General features: G+C 71.8%; 21 protein-coding genes and 1 tRNA gene. 10 read left to right on the forward strand and 12 right to left on the reverse strand.

Annotation, left to right across the window (positions count from 1 at the left end; translation table 11 throughout):
* Nucleotides 1-132 precede the first annotated feature (132 nt).
* The 5 genes from ACX9MN_RS10335 to ACX9MN_RS10355 form a co-directional block, all read right to left on the reverse strand.
* Complete coding sequence (locus ACX9MN_RS10335) at nt 133-318, reverse strand: twin transmembrane helix small protein (RefSeq protein WP_020091853.1); 186 nt, start codon at nt 316-318, stop codon at nt 133-135.
* A 67-nt stretch (nt 319-385) separates the two neighbouring features.
* A complete protein-coding gene (locus ACX9MN_RS10340) occupies nt 386-3,034 on the reverse strand; it encodes a TIGR02302 family protein (RefSeq protein WP_489724342.1) in 2,649 nt (882 codons plus the stop codon).
* 137 nt (nt 3,035-3,171) lie between these two features.
* Nucleotides 3,172-4,380 carry a polyhydroxyalkanoate depolymerase gene (locus tag ACX9MN_RS10345; protein WP_091677165.1) on the reverse strand — a complete coding sequence of 403 codons (1,209 nt, stop codon included), beginning with the start codon at nt 4,378-4,380 and terminating at the stop codon, nt 3,172-3,174.
* 235 nt (nt 4,381-4,615) lie between these two features.
* On the reverse strand, nt 4,616-4,861 hold the full coding sequence (locus tag ACX9MN_RS10350; RefSeq protein ID WP_020091856.1) for a hypothetical protein: 246 nt from the start codon (nt 4,859-4,861) through the stop codon (nt 4,616-4,618).
* Nucleotides 4,862-5,031: 170 nt separating this feature from the next.
* Nucleotides 5,032-5,241, reverse strand: a complete 210-nt coding sequence (locus ACX9MN_RS10355) for a hypothetical protein (protein ID WP_020091857.1) — start codon at nt 5,239-5,241, stop codon at nt 5,032-5,034.
* Nucleotides 5,242-5,620: 379 nt separating this feature from the next.
* Between ACX9MN_RS10355 and ACX9MN_RS10360 the strand changes: the two genes are divergently transcribed.
* The 3 genes from ACX9MN_RS10360 (at nt 5,621) to ACX9MN_RS10370 (ending at nt 6,635) form a co-directional block, all read left to right on the forward strand.
* Nucleotides 5,621-6,274: a Maf-like protein gene (locus tag ACX9MN_RS10360; protein WP_020091858.1), complete on the forward strand. Its 654-nt coding sequence runs from the start codon at nt 5,621-5,623 to the stop codon at nt 6,272-6,274.
* Nucleotides 6,271-6,456 carry a DNA gyrase inhibitor YacG gene (locus ACX9MN_RS10365; protein WP_489724343.1) on the forward strand — a complete coding sequence of 62 codons (186 nt, stop codon included), beginning with the start codon at nt 6,271-6,273 and terminating at the stop codon, nt 6,454-6,456. Before ACX9MN_RS10360 ends, ACX9MN_RS10365 begins: the two co-directional genes overlap by 4 nt.
* 103 nt (nt 6,457-6,559) lie before the next feature.
* Nucleotides 6,560-6,635 (forward strand) — tRNA-Phe (locus ACX9MN_RS10370).
* A gap of 104 nt (nt 6,636-6,739) precedes the next feature.
* On the opposite strand, the gene ACX9MN_RS10375 is transcribed toward ACX9MN_RS10370, so the two are convergent.
* Entirely contained in the window at nt 6,740-7,492 is a 753-nt protein-coding gene (locus tag ACX9MN_RS10375; protein WP_489724344.1) for a Crp/Fnr family transcriptional regulator, read from the reverse strand.
* Nucleotides 7,493-7,704: 212 nt separating this feature from the next.
* On the opposite strand from ACX9MN_RS10375, the gene ACX9MN_RS10380 reads away from it, so the two are divergent.
* Nucleotides 7,705-8,682 (forward strand): phosphoribosylaminoimidazolesuccinocarboxamide synthase, encoded by a 978-nt coding sequence (locus ACX9MN_RS10380; protein WP_489724345.1) that lies wholly within the window; start codon nt 7,705-7,707, stop codon nt 8,680-8,682.
* Nucleotides 8,683-8,736: 54 nt separating this feature from the next.
* Here ACX9MN_RS10380 and ACX9MN_RS10385 read toward each other — a convergent pair whose 3' ends face one another.
* From ACX9MN_RS10385 to ACX9MN_RS10395, 3 genes are all read right to left on the reverse strand, one after another.
* A complete protein-coding gene (locus tag ACX9MN_RS10385; protein ID WP_020091862.1) occupies nt 8,737-9,018 on the reverse strand; it encodes a DUF2312 domain-containing protein in 282 nt (93 codons plus the stop codon).
* 54 nt (nt 9,019-9,072) lie between these two features.
* Nucleotides 9,073-10,278, reverse strand: coding sequence for an alpha/beta hydrolase (locus tag ACX9MN_RS10390; protein WP_489724346.1), 1,206 nt, complete (start codon nt 10,276-10,278; stop codon nt 9,073-9,075).
* Between the two features lie 82 nt (nt 10,279-10,360).
* Nucleotides 10,361-11,725 (reverse strand): MFS family transporter, encoded by a 1,365-nt coding sequence (locus tag ACX9MN_RS10395; protein ID WP_489724347.1) that lies wholly within the window; start codon nt 11,723-11,725, stop codon nt 10,361-10,363.
* Between the two features lie 239 nt (nt 11,726-11,964).
* On the opposite strand from ACX9MN_RS10395, the gene ACX9MN_RS10400 reads away from it, so the two are divergent.
* On the forward strand, nt 11,965-12,774 hold the full coding sequence (locus ACX9MN_RS10400) for a DUF1236 domain-containing protein (RefSeq protein ID WP_091677148.1): 810 nt from the start codon (nt 11,965-11,967) through the stop codon (nt 12,772-12,774).
* Nucleotides 12,775-12,828: 54 nt separating this feature from the next.
* Here ACX9MN_RS10400 and hrcA read toward each other — a convergent pair whose 3' ends face one another.
* Nucleotides 12,829-13,884 (reverse strand): heat-inducible transcriptional repressor HrcA, encoded by a 1,056-nt coding sequence (hrcA, locus tag ACX9MN_RS10405; RefSeq protein WP_020091867.1) that lies wholly within the window; start codon nt 13,882-13,884, stop codon nt 12,829-12,831.
* A 167-nt stretch (nt 13,885-14,051) separates the two neighbouring features.
* Here hrcA and rph point away from each other — a divergent pair, with 167 nt between their 5' ends.
* Genes rph through hemW form a run of 3 tightly spaced genes read left to right on the forward strand, consistent with a single transcriptional unit; the run spans nt 14,052 to nt 16,605 of the window.
* On the forward strand, nt 14,052-14,765 hold the full coding sequence (gene rph / locus ACX9MN_RS10410) for a ribonuclease PH (protein ID WP_056528382.1): 714 nt from the start codon (nt 14,052-14,054) through the stop codon (nt 14,763-14,765).
* Nucleotides 14,762-15,391 (forward strand): RdgB/HAM1 family non-canonical purine NTP pyrophosphatase, encoded by a 630-nt coding sequence (gene rdgB, locus ACX9MN_RS10415; RefSeq protein ID WP_489724348.1) that lies wholly within the window; start codon nt 14,762-14,764, stop codon nt 15,389-15,391. Before rph ends, rdgB begins: the two co-directional genes overlap by 4 nt.
* Nucleotides 15,392-15,417: 26 nt before the next feature.
* Nucleotides 15,418-16,605 carry a radical SAM family heme chaperone HemW gene (hemW, locus tag ACX9MN_RS10420; RefSeq protein ID WP_489724349.1) on the forward strand — a complete coding sequence of 396 codons (1,188 nt, stop codon included), beginning with the start codon at nt 15,418-15,420 and terminating at the stop codon, nt 16,603-16,605.
* Here hemW and ACX9MN_RS10425 read toward each other — a convergent pair whose 3' ends face one another.
* Entirely contained in the window at nt 16,606-17,871 is a 1,266-nt protein-coding gene (locus ACX9MN_RS10425; protein WP_489724350.1) for a penicillin-binding protein activator, read from the reverse strand. It abuts the gene before it with no gap.
* A gap of 135 nt (nt 17,872-18,006) precedes the next feature.
* Here ACX9MN_RS10425 and rsmI point away from each other — a divergent pair, with 135 nt between their 5' ends.
* Both rsmI and ACX9MN_RS10435 read left to right on the forward strand, forming a co-directional pair.
* Nucleotides 18,007-18,978, forward strand: coding sequence for a 16S rRNA (cytidine(1402)-2'-O)-methyltransferase (gene rsmI, locus ACX9MN_RS10430; protein ID WP_020091872.1), 972 nt, complete (start codon nt 18,007-18,009; stop codon nt 18,976-18,978).
* Nucleotides 18,975-19,364, forward strand: coding sequence for a YraN family protein (locus tag ACX9MN_RS10435; protein ID WP_489724351.1), 390 nt, complete (start codon nt 18,975-18,977; stop codon nt 19,362-19,364). Before rsmI ends, ACX9MN_RS10435 begins: the two co-directional genes overlap by 4 nt.
* Nucleotides 19,365-19,402: 38 nt before the next feature.
* On the opposite strand, the gene ACX9MN_RS10440 is transcribed toward ACX9MN_RS10435, so the two are convergent.
* A complete protein-coding gene (locus ACX9MN_RS10440; protein WP_012319888.1) occupies nt 19,403-19,792 on the reverse strand; it encodes a response regulator in 390 nt (129 codons plus the stop codon).
* Nucleotides 19,793-20,005: the final 213 nt, after the last annotated feature.

A 20,005-nucleotide genomic window follows, 5' to 3' on the forward strand; every position in this document is an offset into this window, starting at 1 on the left:
TCGGCCGGTTAGGCGCAGCGATTTGCTTCTACCGAGCGTAGCAGAGGCCCGCGCGGCGGGGCGGCCTATTCATCCTTCACCGGATCGAAAGGTGTTCGGTGCGGCGGCGCGGTCACACCCGGCCCGACGCCCTCACGCCGAGCGCCACCAGACGACGCCCATGATGATCACGATCGCGACGAACTGCAGGAGCACCCGGAGGCGCATCAGCTTCTGCGAGAGGTTCACGCTGCCGCCGCGCATCATGTTGGCGAGGCCCGCGACCAGGACCGCGGCGACGGCGAGGCAGGCGATCAGGACGAGGGTGTTGGACGACATGCGGTCGGGGATCCGGGTGGGGCGCGAGCCGCGATGCGGCTCGGCGCGTCGTTGAGGTGTCGGGCGCTCAGTTGCGGCGGAGCAGGCGCTCGAAATAGTCGAGTTCCTCGCGGGGGCGACTCGGGTCCCCGAGCTTGCGCCGAAGCTCTTCCATGATGCGCCGGGCGCGCTGGACCGCGGATTCGTCGGCCGTGGGGACGCGGACCCGCCCGTCGCTCATGTCGCGGCCGCGGGTCGGGCGCCCGAGGGGATCGTCGTCGCGCGCGCCGGCCTGACCCTGCTGGCCCGGCTGCTGGCCGCCCTCCTGCTGGCCCTCGCCCTGGCCCTCGGCCATCTCCTGCATCTGCTGGGCCATGCCGTCGGCGCCGCGCTTGAGGCCGTCGAGGGCGCGGCCCTGCGCGTCGACCGCGCCGTCCGAATCGCCGTCCTTCAGCGCGTTCTCGGCCTCGCGCATGGCGTCCTCGGCGTCGGAGAGGCCCTGCTCGCCGCGCATGCCGTTCTCCTTCATGCGCTTCTGAAGGTCCTCCAGCCGCTGCCGGAGCGCCTGCTGGCGCTCGCCGACGCCGCCCTGCTGGCCCTCGCCCTGCTGCCCCTGACCCTTCTGGCCCTGTTGGCCCTGACCCTGCTGGCCTTGCCCCTGCTGACCCTTCTGACCCTGCTGGCGCTGGCCCTGCTGCCCCTGGCCCTGCTGGCCGCGCTGTCCCTGCTGCGGCTGGCCGCGGTTCTGCGGGCGCTGGCCGTCGCGCTGCTCCTCGCCGTCCTTGAAGGTCTCGTCGCGCAGGCCCTGCTGCTCGCGCGACATCGCGTCGAGATCGCGCATCTGCTTCTGCATCTCGCGGGACGCCTGATCGGAGCGTCCGCCGCGCTCGGCGGTCTGGAGATTCTCCAGGATGTTGCGCAGCTGCTCCATCAGGCGCTGCGCCTCGGCGGTGTCGCCGCGCTTCATCGCCTCCGCCATGTCCTGGATCATCTTGTCGAGATCCTCCGGCGTGACGGTCTTGGTCTGCCCGTTGTTCTGGCCGCGCTCGCTCTGCTCGCGGGGCTCGCGGCCCTGCTTCTGCGCCATCTCGGACAGGAACTTGTCGAGCGCCTGCTTCAGGTCCTGCGTCAGGCGCTTGATCTCGTCGTCGGGCGCGTTGCGCTCAATCGCCTCCTTCAGCCGGTCCTGGGCCTGGCGGAGCTGCTTCTCGGCGTCCGACAGGTCGCCGTCCTCGATCTTGAGGGCCATCTCCCAGAGGAGGTCGGCCACCGCGACGAGGTCGGCATCCGTGCGGGCGCGGCGCAGGCGCTCGGTCGCGGTCCGCAGGCCGAGGAAGATCGCGGGCTGCGGCGTGTACGTGTCGGGCGCGACCAGCAGGGCGTCCAGCGCACCCTGGACCCAGCGGCGATCCGTGTCGGGCGCGATGACGAGCCGGCGGCGCTGCTCGGCGAGCGCCCGCGCCAGCGGTTCGCGGAACGGCCGCGCCGGCAGGACGATCTCGGTGTCCGGCGTGCGCCCCTCCTGGCCGGCCTCGTCCTTGACGACGATGTGGTAGCGGACCTTCGCGCCGGACCACGGGCTCTCGGTGAGGTCCACGAGGGTCTTGGTGTCGGTGTCGCCGCTCGCGTCGCCCGGCAGCGCCAGGTTGATCTGCGGCACCGGGACCAGGGCCCGCGCGGATTTCAGCGGCTCGATCACCGCCTCGGCCGAGCTGATCCCGTAATCGTCCTTCGCCCGGTAGGTCAGGTTGAAGGTGCCGCGCCCGTTCACCTCGGGGCCGCCCACGGCGGTCACCTCCGGCGGCCGGTCGGGGATCGCGTCGACCGTGAGGCGCTGCTTGCCCGCCGGGGTGACGATCGTCAGCGCGGCGCCGCCGACGATGCGGTAGCGCTCCTCGCGCAGGTCGGCGCGCGCCTCCTGGCCCGGCACCGGGACGAGGCCGGCATTCGGCGTGAGGGTCGTCTCGGACGCGGCCTTGCCCTGGCCGGCGATCCGCACGATCAGCTGCGCGTTGACCGGCGCGCGCAGGTGCTGGTCGCTCCCGTCCATCGCGATCAGCAGCGGCGGAAGCCGCGTGTAGAGCGGCGGGTCGATCCAGCCGTCCACGCGGAAGTTCGGGCCGGGCGCCGCCGGCTCCTGCCAGTCGAAGGCGGCGCCGATCCGCTGGCGCCACTCGGGGCCGGCCACGAACAGGCTGGCGACCGCTGCGACCACCAAGCCGGCGCGCAGCGCGAAGGGGTCGTGCCGGGTCATGCCCGGCCGCGGCAGGCCGACCCGCAGGGCCGAGATCGCCTGCGCGGCGCGGCGCTGGTGGAGGTCCCACAGCAGCCGGCTCCCCGGATCGGCGGCGCCGACGGCGAGGCTGTCCTGGGCCGCCGAGGCCGGCCCGTGCCGCAGCTTCGGATCGCGGGAAGCGGCCTCGCGGTCGAGCCGCGCCAGGGCGAGGCGCCGGTCCGGCCGGGCGATGTGGATCAGCGGCAGGAGCGCGGCGACGAACAGAATGGCGAGGGCGCCGAGGCCGATCTGGCGCCAGAGCGGCGTGAGGTCGAGCCAGACGCCCGCCCAGGAGACGACCAGGAAGAGCAGGAAGACGCCGATACCGCGCCAGAGCACGGGCCAGGCCTGCTCCCACAGGGCGGCGGCCCGCGCCTGCGCCACGAGCCGGTCGAGCCGCGTGGACGCCGCGTCCGCTCCGCCCACCCGTGTCTTGCTCTCGGTGCCGTTGCTGCCGATCACGCCGACCGTTCCGCCTCACGCCGAAGGAGTGGCCCACGGAGCCGCCCCCGGCGGGCCCCGTCACACGTGCCTAGCATGGTGGGCCGCGCGGGTCGGCGGGTCAAATCGGCGCGACGCCGGCCCGACCGGCGCGCCGGTCAGTTGTGCGCCTGGATGAAGTTGCGCACCTGCGGGTAGATCTGCGACTCCCAGCGCCGCCCGGCGAAGACGCCGTAATGGCCCACGCCGGCCTGGAGGTGGTGGGTCCGCATGTACGGGGCGAGGTCCGAGCACAGGTCGTGGGCCGCCATGGTCTGCCCGACCGCGCAGATGTCGTCCCGCTCGCCCTCGACCGTCATCAGCGCCGTGCGGCGGATCGCGCGCAGGTCGATCGGCTCGCCCCGATACGACACCGCGTTCCGGGCCAGGGCGTGGTCCTGGAACACGGTCTTGACCGTCTCCAGATAGAAATCGGCGGCGAGATCGAGCACCGCGAAATACTCGTCGTAGAAGGTCTCGATCGCCTCGGCCTTGTCGTGCTCGCCGTTGGCCATGTGCCAGAACAGGTCGGCGTGGCCCTGGACGTGGCGCTTGGCGTTCATCGCCATGAAGGCCGAGACCTGAACGAAACCCGGATAGACCTTGCGGCCAGCCCCCTTGTGGCGGGACGGCACCGTGGCGATCAGGTTCTTCTCGAACCACTCGATCGGCTTGGAGGTCGCGAGCTCGTTCACGCCCGTCGGGTTGATCCGGCAATCCACCGGGCCGGCCATCAGGGTCATGCTGCGCGGGGCGGCCGGGTCCTTCGACTGCGCCATCGCGGCGGCGGCCACCAGCGCCTGCACGGCGGGCTGGCACACCGCCACCATGTGGGCGCCTTCGCCCATGGTCCGCAGGAACTGGATGAGGTGGCTCACGTAGTCGTCGAAGCCGAAGGTCCCGTCGGAGAGCGGCACGTCCCGGGCGTTGTGCCAGTCGGTGATGTAGACGTCGTGGTCGGGCAGCATCGTGCGCACGGTGGCGCGGAGCAGCGTGGCGAAGTGGCCCGACATCGGCGCCACCATCAGCACCTTGGGCTGCTCGGTGTGGATGTCCTTCTTGAAGTGGAGCAGCGTGGCGAAGGGCGTGACCTCGACCGCCTCCTCGGAGACCGGGACGCTCCGGTTCCCGACATTCACCGACTCGATGCCGTAGGGCGGCCGCGCGAAGGTCAGGCCGGCGCGCATCATCATCCGGGCCCCGGCGGACATCCAGGTCGCCGGCTCGCCCCACCCGACCCAGGGCGACCAGATGTCGTTCAGCAGCCGCCCCCACGCCCGGGTCTGGGCGGCCATGTCGGTCTGCAGATCGAACGCGTCGTACAGCATCGGGCAGGCACTCGCTTGAGCCCTGCCCGGCACGCGGGCCATCGGGGCGGCAACGTTGGCGGATGCCGGAGTGAGGGTTGCATCAGCGTGGCCGTGCAGGATGGGTCCCGTTCCCGGGGGCGGCAACTGTCCGATAGGCGGATGCGAACAAGAATTGTCGTGACGTGACTTTGATGCACCACGCGCCGCGCCGATCACATTCGGGTGTGCCGAATCGTCCGTCACACCCCCGCCGTCACGAGGCGCGGCGAATGACCGGGCGCGGGTCGGACTCGCTCCGACGATGCTCGCAGGCGACCTTGAGGTACCGGTCGCTGCCCCCGGGCAACCCGGCCTGGGCGGCCATCGTCTGGGCGTGCATCAGGCATTCCATCGGCGTGTGCGCCGGCGCGACGATGACGTCGAGGGCGGTGTCGCGCGAGCAGTCCTGGGCCAGCAGCGTGCCGGCACAGACGAGGGCAACGGAGAGCAATTCCGACATGACGGACCTCAGCTTCGAGTGATCGAAAGGTCCGCGGGGTGCTCCGGCGTGCGAGCCACCGCGTTGTCGTTGCCTAGTCGCTTCCTCCGGTTGCTGAAGACTTGAAGCACGTCATGTGCCAGCGCAGCACGACGCGTCCCTTGAGAGGTGCAACGCCGTCCGGTCCGGACTCAGTCGCGGGCGGGAAGCCAGCGCGTCTCCGGCTCGTCGGCGGGCAGGAGCGCCGCGACCGCGTCGAGGTCGACCACGTACTGATCGGTGAGGCGCTGCCACATCTCGACCGGCGAGGCGACCTGCGGCCGGAGCCCGTCGAGGGCGCGGGCGAGCAGGGCCGCATTGACGAGCTTCGGGCGCGGCACGAGCGGGTCAGCGTTCAGCATCGATGACGATCCCATTGGAGTGACGCCATCCTGCGTCGATCGTGGTTAACGATGGGTTACGTGCCGCCTCGACATCTTGCGCTGTTCTTGCGGACGCTTTCGCGCCGGGCTCTGAGCTGGATTCGTCGGCGCCCTCGGTCACGCCGAGGCGCCGCCAGACCTGAGCAACGCTGCCCGCGGACGCACCGGGCCGCGCGGGATCGCCCAGGCGAATCCACGCGCGTTCGCCAGGGCGTCGGCACCCGCTCGAGTTCACAAGCCGGACCCCTTCCCTTATCAGGCAGGCGCATCGAGCCTGTCCCGGCCGACGAAGTGCCGCCGCGCAGGGCGCGCACGGCTCCGGTCGCGCGGCTCCGGTCGATTGTGCGAACGGGACATCATGGACGCCAAACCTGAAGCGATCGGCGCGACGCATGAGCCGACGGCGCGACTCGTGCTCGCGTCCGCTTCGCCCCGCCGTCTCGCGCTGCTCCAGCAGATCGGGATCGAGCCGGCGGCGCTCCTGCCCGCCGAGATCGACGAAACACCGCGCAAGGCCGAGCCGCCGCGCGAGCTTGCGCGGCGCCTCGCGCGGACGAAGCTCGCCACCGCCGAGGCGGCGCTCCACCTGGAGGACACGACGACGCCGACCTGGCTTCTCTCGGCCGACACGGTCGTCGCGGTCGGGCGGCGCGTCCTGCCGAAGGCCGAGATCCCCGACGAGGCCGCGGATTGCCTGCGCCTGCTCTCGGGCCGGCAGCACCGGGTCTACACGGCGGTCTGCGTGCTCTCGCCCCGCGGGCGCCGCGAGCGGATCGTCGAGAGCCGCGTCCGGTTCAAGCGGCTCTCGGGCCGGGACATCCAGGGCTACGTGGCCTCGGGCGAGTGGCGCGGCAAAGCCGGCGGCTACGCGATCCAGGGCCTGGCCGGGGCCTTCGTGGTCAAGCTGGTCGGCTCGTACAGCGGCGTGGTCGGCCTGCCGCTCTACGAGACCCTGAGCCTGCTCGACGGCGAGGGGTATCCTGTGCGAGCCGGGTGGGGCGCCCTCGCATGAACCGCGAACGCCGGCCGCCGCCCTGTCCGATCTGCCGGAAACCGTCCGCGCCGGAGTTCCAGCCGTTCTGCTCCCAGCACTGCGCCGACGTCGATCTGGGGCGCTGGCTCAACGAGCGCTACGCGATCCCCGAGGAGCTCGATCCCGACGCGCCGCCGCCCCCGCCGGATCCGGGGCGCTGAATTTTTCGGCCTTCCGGTCCCGTCAATGTCACGCGAGGCTGGACAGGCCGCCAAGCACTCACTATACCCCGCGACGTCCGAGGCCGGCACCGGCGCGGACGACGCCCAGGTAGCTCAGTTGGTAGAGCATGCGACTGAAAATCGCAGTGTCGGCGGTTCGACTCCGTCCCTGGGCACCATCATCCCGCTGAGCCCCCGACCATCGGATCGGTAGAGCCGGCGACAGGATCCTCGATTTTCTGACAATACTCGGCTGCAGGTCGCGCGCGTCCGCGCGTCCCAATCAGCGCGTCTCCGCGTCGCGCAGGTGCAGGTAGGTCGGATCGAATTCGGCCGCTTCCTGCAGCCCGGCCCAGTCGTGGACGGTGAGGCGGCGACCCCGGAGCGTGATCAGGCCGGCGGCTTTGAGATCGCGGATCGTCCGATTGACGTGGACCGACGTGATCCCGAGGGCATCCGCGAGTTCGGGCTGCGTCATCGGCAGGTCGCAGGTCCGGTCGGGTGCCAGCCCGACGGCGTCGAGGCGGGTCATCAGCTCGCAGAACAGGTGGGCCATCCGCGCATACGCTTCCCGGCGCCCGGTGTTGAGCATCCATTCCCGGACCAGGGCGGCGTCCATCAGCGTCGCGCGCCAGAACACCTCGTTGAGGCGCGGGTGCGCCCGCAGCATCGCCCGGACCGCGTCGTGCTGGACGAAGCCGAGGCGGCAGGCGCTCACCGTGGCGATGTTGATGTCGAGTACCTCCAGGAACAGGCTCTGGAAATCCGGCACATCCCCGGGCACGTGGTAGCTCATCACCTGCCGCTTGCCCGCGCGTGTCGACTTGTAGGTGCAGGCGATACCGCTGAGCAGCGTGAAGCTCCGGGACGGCCGGTCGCCCTCCCGAATGATGTCCTGGTTGGTCTCGAACTGGGCGACCTGCAGCGGGAGCGCGACGAGGGCGGCGCGCTCCGCGTCGGACAGCCGGAACAGGGCCACGGTCTCGATCCGGCGCAGGAACGGATCTCTGACCGACGGTTGGGGTGTCTCGTTCATCGCGCCTCGGCCGTCCGGCAGAAGCGCTCGGCGTCGCGCGGCCGGTCGTCCACCGTCGTTGGTCCCCGCGTAAGTGTAGGGTCCCGGTCGGGCGCGACCAGGGCGAGGGCCGGCGCCGGGCGCCCTCGGTGAGGCCGGGACTGGAATTTCCCGCCCCGTCCGCGCACAGAAGTCCGGCGGCGCGATCGCCGTTCAGCCTGACGGAAAGCCCGATGAACACGGCAGATCTCGCCCCGCACGCGCATCAGGTCCTGCGCGACGCGACCCTGCCCGAGCTGCCCCGGCACTACCGCGGCAAGGTCCGGGACAATTACGACCTCCCCGACGGCCGTCGCATCCTCATCACGTCGGATCGGATCAGCGCCTTCGACCGGGCGCTCGCGGCGATCCCGTTCAAGGGCCAGGTCCTGACCCAGACCGCCCGCTACTGGTTCGAGCAGACCGCCGACCTGTGCCCGAACCACGTCCTCGCCTATCCCGATCCCAACGTGGTGGTCGGCCGGCGCCTGGAGATCCTGCCCGTGGAGGTGGTGGTGCGCGGCTACCTCGCGGGCACCACGTCGACCTCGATCCTGACGCGCTACCGCGCGGGCGAGCGGGACATGTACGGCCACACCTTCCCCGACGGGATGCGGCCGAACCAGCGCCTGCCGGAGGCGATCATCACGCCGACCACCAAGGCGTTCGACGGCGGCCACGACGAGCCGCTCACCGAGGCGGAGATCCTCGAGCGCGGGTTGCTGACGCGCGCGCAGTGGGAGACCGTGTCGAGGGCGGCCCTGGCGCTGTTCGCGCGCGGGACGGCGATCGCGGCGGAGCGCGGCCTGATCCTGGCCGACACGAAGTACGAGTTCGGCACGGATCCCGAGGGCCGGATCGTCCTCGCCGACGAGATCCACACGCCGGACAGCAGCCGGTACTGGTTCGCGCAGAGCTATCCCGAGCGCTTCGCCGCCGGTTCGGCCCCGGAGAGCTTCGACAAGGATTTCGTGCGCAACTGGGTCGTCGCCCGCTGCGACCCGTACAAGGACGCGATCCCGGAGATCCCCGCCGAGGTCGTCCTGGAGACCGCGGCGGTCTACATCCGCGCCTACGAGACGATCACGGGCAAGCGCTTCGTCCTGCCGGACCCGGCCGAGGAGCCCCTGAAGCGCATCCGGCGCAACATCGCCGCCTATCTCGCGGCGTAGCCTCGAGGTCGGGACAGGAGGTGCGGCGCCCGGCGCCGCACCCGGTCAAGCCTGTCAGGCCGCCGCGGCGATCGGGGCCGGCGACGGCGCGTCCATGGCGCGCAGGTAGACGTCGAGGAGCGTCTCCTGCTCGTCGCGCTCGTCCTTGTCCTGCTTGCGGATCTTCAGGATCTCCTTGAGCACCTTCACGTCGAGACCTTCGCCCTTGGCCTCGGCGAAGACCTCCTTCTTGGCCTCCATCAGGTCCTTGATCTCCTCCTCCAGCCGTTCCACGCGCTCGATGATCGAGCGGATGCGGTCGCCCGCGACGCCCACGGTGTCGGTCATGTCGGTCATGCAGTCCCTCGTCGGATGACGGGGGCACCCTCGCCCGACAGGGTAAGCGGTGGGTTAAGGCCGGGCCGGTGCTTCGACTTGGCCCTGGACCGGGCCCTGGACCCGGCCCCGGATCCAGCCGGAGATCGCGTCCGCCACGGCGTCGCTGTTCGATTCCAGCATCATCATGTGGCCGTTTCCGCGGATGCCGTGGTCGGCGAGCGCCAGCCGGTCCGGCTTCGCGCCCGCCTGAGTCAGGAAGGCCGCCGTGCAATCGTCCATTGTCGCCCGGAACGACGCCTCGGCGGTCACGATCACCGCCGGCACCCGGGCGAGGTTCGGCAATCGGCGCGCGGGTTCGGCCTGGAGCCAGCAGCGGATCCTGTCGGGCGCGGCGGCGCTCTCCGCCTGGACGACCGTCAGGTCGGCCGGGCCGCTCACCGGCGGCTCGAAGTGCAGCGGCACCCGGGTGATGCCATAGGGCCGCGCCCGCGCCTCGCCGACGCGCTCGTACCAGTCCGCGCCGCCCTTGAAGCGGATGTCGTAGAAGGTCGGCCCGTTCGGCTCGACGGCGACGTGCGCCTTCACGAGGTCGGGCCGCTGATCGGAGACCGCCCAGCCGAAGACGCCCGCCTGCGAGTGCGTCAGCAGGATCGCCGGGCCGATCTTCTCCAGCAGGGCGATCAGCGCCGGGTCGACCAGCTCCTCGCTCCGCAGCGCGCTGGAGATGTAGGGCACCTGGGAGAGGTAGAACTGATCGAAGGCGGCGTTGCCGCGGATCCCGGCGCCACCCGGCCACTGCGTGTGGAGCTTCGCCTGCGGGTAGAGCGCGGACCGCTCCTGCCCGGTGAACACCGTCTCCAGATCCTCGGCGGGCAGGCGGGCGTAGGGGCCGTAGGTGTCCGGGTCGCCGCCCGAGCGGCCGCGACCGACCTGGTCGACGACGTAGACCGCGAAGCCCTGCGCGGCGAAGCGGTCGGCCCAGCCCGGCCGGCCGTCGGGCGTCCCGAGGAAGTTGGTCCCGGTCTGGGCGGTGCCGTGCACCAGGACGATCGGGTAGGGCTGCGTCACCCGCTCCGGAACGCGGTACTCCACGAACATCTGGCCGGACGCCGTCGTCTTGCCGCCCGCGGTGGCGTAGCGGCCACCGACGAAGAAGTAGCCCGCGGGCTGCGTCGGCCTGAACGGCCCGTCGGCGACACCCGGCTCGGCGGCTCCGGACGGCGATGCAATGGCGAGACAGAGCAGGGCCAGCGCCCCGGCGGCGGCGTTCCTCGACATGGCGTCCTCCCGCGGGCGTCTGGCGCGCCCGGCGGGAGGCATATCAGCGTGAAAGTCCGGCCCGGTCCAGCCGGGCGTCCGATCAGGCGTGGGCGAGGCGCGGCTTCTTCCCCAGCGCCTCCTCGACGGTGCCCGCGCCGTCGAGATAGCCGTGGACCTTGGGGTTCGGCATGATCAGCGAGGCCACGAAGGCGATCGCCATCAGGACGGTCACGTACCAGAAGAACGTGCTCTCCATGCCGGCGTCCTTGAACCACAGGGCGACGAACTCGGCGGTGCCGCCGAAGGTGGCGTTGGCGATCGCGTAGGAGAGGCCGACCCCGAGCGCCCGGACGTTGGTGGGGAACAGCTCGGCTTTCACGATGCCGCTGATGCCCGTGTAGAACGACACCACGGCGAGCCCGAGGGTGATCAGCGCGAAGGCGAGGTAGGGGTCCTTGTTGGTGCCGAGGGCCGTCATCAGCGGCACCACCATGAGCGTGCCGAGGCCGCTGTAGAGCAGCATGTTCGCCTTGCGGCCGATCTTGTCGGAGAGCGCGCCGAAGATCGGCTGGATGATCATGTAGACGAACAGCACCACCGTCATCGTCTGCGAGGCCGACGTCTTCGGCATGCCGGCGGTGTTGACGAGGTACTTCTGCATGTACGTCGTGAACGTGTAGAAGCTCAGGGAGCCGCCGGCCGTGTAGGCGACCACGACCAGGAACGCCCGCCAGTGCTTGGCCAGAGCCGAGAAGGTGCCGGCGGTCTCCTTGTCGCTGCTGTCCTTCGTCTCGGCCAGCGAGCGCCGGAGATAGAGCGCGACGACCGCCAGCGCGGCGCCGATGAAGAACGGGATGCGCCAGCCCCAGGCGGTGAGTTCCGGGCCGGTCATCACAGTCTGCAGCAGCACTAGGACCAGCGAGGCGAGGAGCTGGCCGCCGATCAGCGTCACGTACTGGAACGAGGCGAAGAACCCGCGCCGCCCCTTGATCGCCACCTCGCTCATGTAGGTCGCCGAGGTGCCGTACTCGCCGCCGACCGACAGGCCCTGGAGCATGCGGGCGAGGAGAAGCAGCACGGGGGCCAGCGTGCCGACATGCTCGTAGGTCGGCAGGATGCCGATCAGCAGCGAGCCGAAGCACATCATCAGCACCGAGATGACCATCGAGGTCCGGCGGCCGACCCGGTCGGCGATGCGCCCGAACAGCCATCCGCCGATCGGCCGCATGAAGAAGCCCACCGCGAAGATACCGGCGGTCTGCAGGAGCTGACTGGTCGAATCGCCCTTCGGGAAGAAGGCCGGCGCGAAATAGAGCGCGAAGAACGCGTAGCAGTAGAAATCGTACCACTCGACGAGATTGCCCGACGACGAGCCGACGATCGCCCAGATCCGGCGCTTGCGGTCCGCAGCATCATCGAGGTCGCTCGGTGCGATACCGATCGTATCGTCGCGCGAGGCGGACATGGCGTCTCCGTCGATCAATCTTGGTGCCGGCCGAGGCCGGTCTCTTCTTGGTGCGGCGCGACGTTACAGGTGACGCGCCCGATCGCAAGGCCGTGATCCGACTTAGCCGAGGACAGCGCAGGGCGGTGTCACCGGCCGCGGGTCCACAGTGCCGCGGGAGGGAACGGTTCGCCTCAGGACCCCGTTGCGGGCCGGCGTGGGCGTCGATGGCGTTCCGACCACCGCAGGAGGAAGAGGCCATGAAGCGAGTTCTGAGAGACGCGGTCGCGGCCGCCATCGTCGTCGCCGGCGCGGCGACGGCGTTCGCGCAGGGCGGCCCGGGCGGCGGAGGGGCCGGACCCGGTGGTGCGGGCGGCGGCGCCGGCGGCCCGGGTGGTGGGGCCGGAGCGGGCGCGGGTCCGTCCGGCGGCGGCCCGGCCGGCGGCCCTGCTGGCGGTGCCGGCGGCGGGATGAGGGGCGGCGCGCCCGAAGGCGGGGCGATGCGCGGTCCCGGCGGTGCCGAGGGTGGGCCGCGCGGCGCCGAGGGACCGGGTCGCCCGGGCGGCGCGGCCGAGCGCAACGGACCGGCGGACCGGGGCGGCGCGGCCGCGAATCCAGGTGCGGGCGAACGCGGTGCGGGCGAACGCGGTGCGGGTGAACGCGGTGCCGGCGATCGGGGTGGCCGCGAGCCGGGTGCCGGACCCGAGCGGGGCAACCGCGACGCGGCCGGTCCCGAGCGCGGCGGTCGCGGTCCGGCCGGCGAACGGGACGGCCGTGCCGGTGCCCGCGACCGAGGCGCCGTCCGCGGCGCTGTCGGCCGCCTCGACACCCGTCAGCGGACCGAGTTCCGCAGCTCGATCACGCGTCTGGGCGTCTCGCCGCTCCGGGACGTGGCTTTCGGCTTGGCGATCGGCACCGCGATCCCCCGCTCGGTCAGGCTCCACAGGCTGCCGCCGGCGATCATCGAGCTGGTGCCGGAATACGAGGGCTACGACTTCGTCCTGGTCCGCGACGACATCGTGATCATCGATCCCGACACCTACGAGATCGTGGACGTGATCCCGGCCTGAGCGGGCAATCACAGGGAGATCGGTGTGCCGGGCGGATCCTCTGCCCGGTGCCCTCTACCGCCCGCCGTCCAGGAGTTTCGACACCACGCGCGCCGTGTAGTCGACCATCGGCACGATCCGCGCGTAGTTCAGCCGGGTCGGACCGATCACGCCGACGACGCCCACGATCTTCTGCGAGCCGTCGCGGAACGGCGCCGCGATCAGCGAGGATCCGGAGAGCGAGAACAGCTTGTTCTCCGAGCCGATGAAGATCCGCACGCCCTCGCCGCCCTCGGCGCGGGACAGGAGATCGATCACGTCCTTCTGGGTCTCCAGATCGTTGAACAGGAGGCGGATCCGCTCGAGATCCTCGACCGCGCGCAGGTCGTCGAGCAGGTTGGCCTGCCCGCGCACGATCAGCTGGCGAGCCTCCGTCGGGCCGACCGGCGTGGCCAGTCCGGCATCGACGAGGCGCTCGGTGATCGCGTCGAGCTCCCGCTTCATCGCCTTGCGGCCGGCCTCGATCTCGGCGCGCAGCGTGCCGAGGGTGCGCCCCTGCAGGCGCGCGTTGAGGAAGTTCGTCGCCTCCTGGAGGGCACCGGCCGGCAGGCCCGCCGGCAGGTCCACGAGGCGGTTCTCCACCGAGCCGTCGTCCGAGACGAGGATGACGAGAGCGCGGGCCGGATCGAGGCGCACGAACTCGATGTGCTTCAGGTTGACGTTCGCCTTGGTGGTCAGGACGACCCCGGCGCCCCGGGAGACGCCGGACAGCATGGTCGAGGCTTCGGCCAGGGCCGAGTCGAAGGTGTGACCCGAGGCGGCGGCGCGCATCTGCGCCTCGATGCGCGCCTGCTCGTCCTGGCTGACGTCACCGAGCTCGAGCATCGCGTCCACGAAGAAGCGCAGGCCGAGCTCCGTCGGCAGGCGGCCGGCGGAGGTGTGCGGCGCGAAGATGAGGCCGGAATGCTCCAGATCCGCCATGACGTTGCGGATCGAGGCCGGCGACAGCGCCATCGGGAGGATGCGCGCGAGATTCCGGGAACCGACCGGCTCGCCGGTCGTGAGGTAGCTCTCCACGATCTGCCGGAAGATCTCCCGGGCACGCTCGTTGAGGGCGGCGAGCGCCTGCATCGCTTGGCCGTTCGAGAAATTGGGACTGGGGTGTGTCACGGGGTCATCCTGTGGTCCGATCATGTCCAACCGTCCCGCGCGGATCAATCCGTACGGCGATGCTTGCCCGCGGTTGCGCGGCGGCCTAAGAGCCCGGCCCTCGACACTCTCGACAGAAGGGGCCCGCGATGCGGCCTTCCAAGCGTGCCGCCGACGAGTTGCGGCCCGTGAGCCTGGAGCGCGCAGTCTCGCGCTACGCCGAGGGCTCCTGCCTCGTCAGCTTCGGCAACACCCGGGTGCTCTGCACCGCATCGCTGGAAGAGCGCGCGCCGCCGTGGCTGCGCGGTTCCGGCAAGGGCTGGGTCACGGCCGAGTACGCCATGCTGCCGCGTGCGACGCACGAACGCACCCGCCGCGAGGTCGGTTCCGGGAAGCCGTCGGGGCGGACCCAGGAGATCCAGCGTCTGATCGGCCGTTCGCTGCGCGCCGTCACCAACCTCCCGGCCATGGGCGAGCGCCAGATCACGATCGATTGCGACGTGATCCAGGCCGACGGCGGCACCCGGACAGCCGCGATCACGGGCGCCTGGGTGGCGCTGCACGATTGCTTCGCCTGGATGCGGACCCGCTCGATCATCTCCGTCGATCCGCTGCGCGACCACGTCGCCGCCGTTTCCTGCGGCCTGTACAAGGGCACGCCGGTCCTCGACCTCGACTACGCCGAGGATTCGGCGGCCGAGACCGACGCCAACTTCGTGCTCACCGGCCGGGGCGGCATCGTCGAGGTGCAGGGCACCGCCGAGATGGAGCCCTTCACGCAGGAGCAGCTTCTCGAGCTCCTCGGCCTCGCCCGCGCCGGCACCGAGCGGCTGGTCGCCCTGCAGAAGGAGGCCCTCGCGTGAGCCGCCGTCTGACCGGGAAGGTGGTCATCGCCACGCACAATGCCGGCAAGCTCGCTGAGATGCGCGACCTGCTCGCGCCGTTCGGGATCGAGGCGGTGTCGGCGGGCGAGCTCGGCCTGTCCGAGCCCGACGAGACCGGCACGATGTTCGCGGAGAACGCGGCGATCAAGGCGCGGGCGGCGGCCGACGCCACCGGGCTGCCGGCCTTCGCGGACGATTCCGGCCTGTGCGTCGACGCCCTGGACGGCGCGCCGGGCATCTTCTCGGCCCGCTGGGCCGGCGCGACCAAGGATTTCACCGGCGCGATGGCGCGGATCTTCGCCGAACTCGACCGGCGCGGGGCCGCCGAGCGCCGGGCGCACTTCGTGTCCGCCCTCGTGCTGGCTTGGCCGGACGGGCACACCGAGCTGTTCGAGGGACGGGTCTTCGGCGACCTCGTCGCCGCGAAGGGCTCCGCAGGCTTCGGCTACGACCCGATCTTCCGGCCGGACGGCCACGACCGCACCTTCGGCGAGATGAGCGCCGAGGAGAAGCACGGGGTCGACTGGCAGCAGGGGCGGGGCCTGTCGCACCGGGCGCGGGCCTTCGTCGAGCTGAGCCGCGCCTGCCTCGCGCCCGGCGCCTGATTGCCAAACGACGCGCGGGCGCTCACATGCCCGCCATCATGTCATCGACCGGCCCGGACCATCCGACCCGCGACGCGGGCTTCGGGATCTACCTGCACTGGCCCTTCTGCGCCGCGAAGTGCCCGTACTGCGACTTCAACAGCCACGTCCGCCACGCGGGCGTGGACGAGCCGCGCTTCCTGGCAGCCTTCCGCGCCGAGATCGCCCACACCGCCGCCCGCACGCCGGGCCGGACCGTGACCAGCATCTTCCTCGGCGGCGGCACGCCCTCGCTGATGCAGCCCGCGACCGTGGCCGGGCTGCTCGACGCGGTGGCGGAGCATTGGGCGGTCGCGCCGGACGCGGAGGTGACCCTCGAGGCCAACCCGTCGAGCGTCGAGGCGGGCCGCTTCCAGGGCTACCGCGCCGCCGGGGTCAACCGGGTGTCGCTCGGGATCCAGGCCCTCGACGACGCCTCGCTGCGGACCCTCGGGCGCCTGCACGACACCGCGCAGGCGCTCGGCGCGATCGCCCTGGCGCAGTCGGCCTTCGCGCGGACCTCCTTCGACCTGATCTACGCCCGGCCGGGGCAGACGCCGGATCTGTGGCGGGCGGAGCTAAGTGATGCGCTCGCGCGGGCCGCCGAGCACCTGTCGCTCTACCAACTCACCATCGAGCCCGGGACGCCGTTCCACGGGCTCGCAGCCGCCGGCAAGCTGGTGACGCCGGACGACGAGGTCGGTCGCGCCCTCTACGACGTCACCCAGGAGCTCTGCGCGAAGGCCGGCCTCCCGGCCTACGAGATCTCGAACCACGCGCGGCCCGGGGCGGAATCGCGGCACAACCTGCTCTACTGGCGCTACGGCGAGTATGCCGGCATCGGTCCGGGCGCCCACGGACGGCTCGTGACGGGCCGGGGCCGGGTCGGAACCGTGACGGAGCGGTCGCCCGAGGCGTGGCTCGCCCGCGTCGAGGCCGAGGGCCACGGGATCGTCGAGACCGAGAGCCTCTCGGCCGCCGACCAGGCCGACGAGTTCCTGGTGATGGGCCTGCGCCTGCGCGAGGGGATCGATCCCGACCGCTACGCGGCGCTCAAGGGCCGGCCCCTGAATGGCAACCGCATCGGCATGCTGATCGGGGACGGCCTGCTCGAGCGGCAGCCGGGCGGCCGCATCGCCGCCACGGCGCAGGGGGCGCCGGTGCTCAACGCCCTGGTCGCCGAGCTCGCCGCTTGATCAGATCGCGGGCTTCGCGAGGACCCGGGGCGCCGGGCTGACGGGCGTCGCGGCGTTGTTGCGGATCTCGTAGACCGCGAGGGACCGCTCGCTCTGACCGTCCGGCCGGAACCGGAACGTCCCGTCGACGCCGGCGAAGCCCAGGCCGTTGGTCAGGGTGGTCTCGGCGAAGCGCTGCGAGCCGTAGCGCCGCGACAGGGCCGCCGCGAGCAGCACCGCGTCGTAGGCGAGCGAGGCCACCCGCGGCGGGACGGCGCCGAACCGGGCCTGGTAGCGCGCGCTGAAATTCGAGAAGCCGACGCGGTCCGGCGCGGCGAAGCGGCCACCCTGGAGGGCCGGCACCACGAAGAGTGACGGCTCGTTCCAGAGGGCGGTGCCGAGGGGCCGCACCCGTGCCGGCGAGAAGCCCGCCTTCGTCAGCGCGGCCGCCACGGCGGGCATCGCGTCCGCGGTCTCGGGGATGAACAGCGCGTCGGCGGTGGCGCCGGGCCCGGCGATCACCCGCGCGAGCCGCTCGACCGCCGGGCCGGGCGCGCCGGCCGGGTATCGCTCCACGGCGGCGACGCGCGCGCCCTTGCGGGCGACGACCTCCCGGAACGCCGCCTCGACGGCGTTGCCGTAGGCGGTCTCGGGGATCAGCGCCGCGAAGGACCTCTTTCCGCCCGCGACCGCGTCCTCGACCACGCGGTCCACCTCCGGCTGCGGCAGGAAGCTCAGCAGGTAGACGCCCTGGTTCGCCACGGTCGCGTCCGTGGAGAAGCCGATGACCGGCTTGCCGGCGGTCCTGGCGACGGCCGCGGCGGCCTGCACGCTGCCGGCGAAGAGCGGGCCGAGCACGATCTCGGCGCCCTGCCGCAGCGCCTCCTGGGTCGCCTCCCGGGCGCCGTCCGGACTGCCCCGGTCGTCCTCGACGATGAGCGTCAGGTCGGGCTGCTGGGCCTCGTCGTAGGCGAGCTGCGCCGCGTTGCGCATCGCGGCCCCCACGGTCGATCCCTGGCCGGTCAGCGGCAGCACCAGGGCGACCTTCACCGAGCCCGCCCCGATGCGCCCGCCGCCGCCCGCGGCCGGCATCGACGGCGCCGCGGGCGCGGCGCCCGGCGCATCCGGCACGGCGGCCGGCGGTGACAGCTCGGCCTGCGGCCCGGTCGCGCGTCGCGCGAGGTCGCTGCCGACGCAACCGCCGAGCGAGAGCAGGATCGCGCAGAGCGCGGCGGTCTGGGCGGTGACACGCACGAGACGGTCCCGCGCGCTTGTCGGGCGCGCCATGGCGCGTACTCCTTCGGGCAGGCTCCGCAGCCTGACCGGCGGATTCTCAAATGTAAACGCGGCGGCGGGGACTTGCCCCCCGGCCACGCGGCCTCGCCGCGACGAGAGGCGACCAGTGTGGCAAGATCGCCGGTGATGACCCGCAGATTCGATGACCCGGGGCCCGCTGCCCCGACCCGAGCTCCGTCCCCGAAGCTCGCCCCCGACCGCCCGCGCAGCACGACCTTCACGGCCTTTGGCCTCGCGAGCGAGACCGAACCCCTGTCGCCGGGCCTGCACATCGTGGCGACGCCGATCGGGAACCTGCGCGACATCACCATCCGGGCGCTGGCGACCCTGGCGGCCGCCGACGCGGTCCTGGCCGAGGACACCCGCGTCACCCGGAACCTGCTGGCGCATTACGGGATCACGACGCCGCTGCTCGCCTATCACGAGCATTCCAACGACGCGGTGCGCGAGCGGATGGTGGCGCGGCTCACCGCCGGCGAGGCCCTGGCTCTGGTCTCGGATGCCGGGACGCCGCTCGTCTCGGATCCCGGCTACAAGCTGGTCCAAGCCGCCATCGAGGCCGGGATCGCCATCACGCCGGTCCCGGGGCCGTCCGCGGTGATGACCGCGCTGGTCGCGGCGGGCCTGCCGACCGACCGGTTCTTCTTCGAGGGCTTCCTGCCGCAGAAGGCCGGTGCGCGGCGCAACCGCCTGGAGGCGCTGATCCAGGTTCCCGGCACCCTGGTCCTGTTCGAATCGCCGCATCGCCTGCCCGACATGCTGGCCGACGCCGCTGCGGTGCTCGGTCCGGAGCGGCCGGCGGCCGTGACCCGCGAGCTGACCAAGCTCTACGAAACCATCCGGCGCGATACGTTGGGCAGCCTGAGCGCACGCTTCGCCCAGGAGGGACCGCCGAAGGGGGAGATCGTGGTGATCATCGGTGCGGCGACGGCGCCGGAGCGCAGCGCGGATTCGGATGCCGCCCTCGACGCCCTCATCCTGGCGGCGCTGGAGCGGCACTCGATCAAGGATGCCGCCAGCCTTGTATCCGACGAGACCGGTCAGCCGAGGCGCCTCGTCTACACCCGCGCGCTGGCGCTGGCGCGGGACCAGGGATGACCGGGGCCCTGCCGGACCGGACCGGTCGGCGCCGCGCCGCCTACCAGCTCGGCCACCGCGCCGAGTGGCTGGCGCTCGCCGCGCTGATGCTCAAGGGGTACTGGCCGATCGGCCGGCGCGTGAGCGTCGCGGGCGGCGAGATCGATCTCGTCGTCCGGCGCTGGAAGACCGTCGTGTTCGTGGAGGTGAAGGCTCGGGCGCGCCGCGACGACGCCCGGGAGGCGATCGACGCCGCCAAGCGGCGGCGGTTCTCCCGCGCGGTCCGCGCTTGGATCGGACGCAATCCGTGGTGTGCCGGGTCGACGTTCCGGGCCGACGCCGTGTTCGTCGGATCCCGCACCTGGCCCGCCCATGTCGAGCGGGTCTTCACCATCGAGGGTCTCTGACGGGCGGCCCGAGGCCGCCGGAGCCGACGCGCCGGGTCTCAGTCCCGGGCGGCGCGGATCGCCCCGATCAGGGTCCGCTTCAGGTCGGCCTGGCTGAACGGCTTCTGGACGACGGGCCTGTCGCGGAACGGCTCGCGGATGCCGGCACCGCCGTAACCGGTCGAGAAGACCAGCGGAAGGTCGCGCTTGGCGATGGCCTCGGCCACCGGGTAGATCGGCTCACCCGCCACGTTCACGTCGAGAATGGCGACCTCGAACGCTTCCTGCGACGCCATCTCCAGCGCGGAGGACAGCCGCGCGGCCGGCCCGACCACGGCGCAGCCGAAATCGAGGAGCATGTCCTCCAGCAGCATCGAGATCGCGGCCTCGTCCTCGACGACGAGAACACGGACGCCGTTGAGGACGTCGTCGTTGGGGTCAGCAATCACGCCGGGCCGTCTTCCCTTCGAATGCCCCCGTCGCCGGGGATCTTGCCATGCGGCTGGTCACGCCTTGCGCACCGCGTGAGCAGCGTCCGGACGGGTGAACGCGGCCCGAGGGTCAGCCCGCGAGACAACCTGAGGCGTCGCCCGTAATGCGCAATGTGTCAAGCGTTCCCGGCCCGTTCCGACACCCAGACCGGGCGCTATGTTAACCGATGA

It is taken from the genome of Methylobacterium sp. 1A (assembly GCF_058072805.1).

Bases quoted from the DNA above. Each gene is read 5' to 3' on its own strand.
- ACX9MN_RS10375 (WP_489724344.1), bottom strand. From the start codon at position 7,492: ATGAACGAGACACCCCAACCGTCGGTCAGAGATCCGTTCCTGCGCCGG.
- ACX9MN_RS10385 (WP_020091862.1), bottom strand. From the start codon at position 9,018: ATGACCGACATGACCGACACCGTGGGCGTCGCGGGCGACCGCATCCGC.
- ACX9MN_RS10345 (WP_091677165.1), bottom strand. From the start codon at position 4,380: ATGCTGTACGACGCGTTCGATCTGCAGACCGACATGGCCGCCCAGACC.
- rph (WP_056528382.1), top strand. From the start codon at position 14,052: ATGCGGCCTTCCAAGCGTGCCGCCGACGAGTTGCGGCCCGTGAGCCTG.
- ACX9MN_RS10360 (WP_020091858.1), top strand. From the start codon at position 5,621: ATGGACGCCAAACCTGAAGCGATCGGCGCGACGCATGAGCCGACGGCG.
- hemW (WP_489724349.1), top strand. From the start codon at position 15,418: ATGCCCGCCATCATGTCATCGACCGGCCCGGACCATCCGACCCGCGAC.
- ACX9MN_RS10335 (WP_020091853.1), bottom strand. From the start codon at position 318: ATGTCGTCCAACACCCTCGTCCTGATCGCCTGCCTCGCCGTCGCCGCG.
- hrcA (WP_020091867.1), bottom strand. From the start codon at position 13,884: ATGCAGGCGCTCGCCGCCCTCAACGAGCGTGCCCGGGAGATCTTCCGG.
- ACX9MN_RS10435 (WP_489724351.1), top strand. From the start codon at position 18,975: ATGACCGGGGCCCTGCCGGACCGGACCGGTCGGCGCCGCGCCGCCTAC.
- ACX9MN_RS10365 (WP_489724343.1), top strand. From the start codon at position 6,271: ATGAACCGCGAACGCCGGCCGCCGCCCTGTCCGATCTGCCGGAAACCG.
- rsmI (WP_020091872.1), top strand. From the start codon at position 18,007: ATGACCCGCAGATTCGATGACCCGGGGCCCGCTGCCCCGACCCGAGCT.
- ACX9MN_RS10425 (WP_489724350.1), bottom strand. From the start codon at position 17,871: ATGGCGCGCCCGACAAGCGCGCGGGACCGTCTCGTGCGTGTCACCGCC.
- ACX9MN_RS10380 (WP_489724345.1), top strand. From the start codon at position 7,705: ATGAACACGGCAGATCTCGCCCCGCACGCGCATCAGGTCCTGCGCGAC.
- ACX9MN_RS10400 (WP_091677148.1), top strand. From the start codon at position 11,965: ATGAAGCGAGTTCTGAGAGACGCGGTCGCGGCCGCCATCGTCGTCGCC.
- ACX9MN_RS10355 (WP_020091857.1), bottom strand. From the start codon at position 5,241: ATGCTGAACGCTGACCCGCTCGTGCCGCGCCCGAAGCTCGTCAATGCG.
- ACX9MN_RS10350 (WP_020091856.1), bottom strand. From the start codon at position 4,861: ATGTCGGAATTGCTCTCCGTTGCCCTCGTCTGTGCCGGCACGCTGCTG.
- ACX9MN_RS10395 (WP_489724347.1), bottom strand. From the start codon at position 11,725: ATGTCCGCCTCGCGCGACGATACGATCGGTATCGCACCGAGCGACCTC.
- ACX9MN_RS10390 (WP_489724346.1), bottom strand. From the start codon at position 10,278: ATGTCGAGGAACGCCGCCGCCGGGGCGCTGGCCCTGCTCTGTCTCGCC.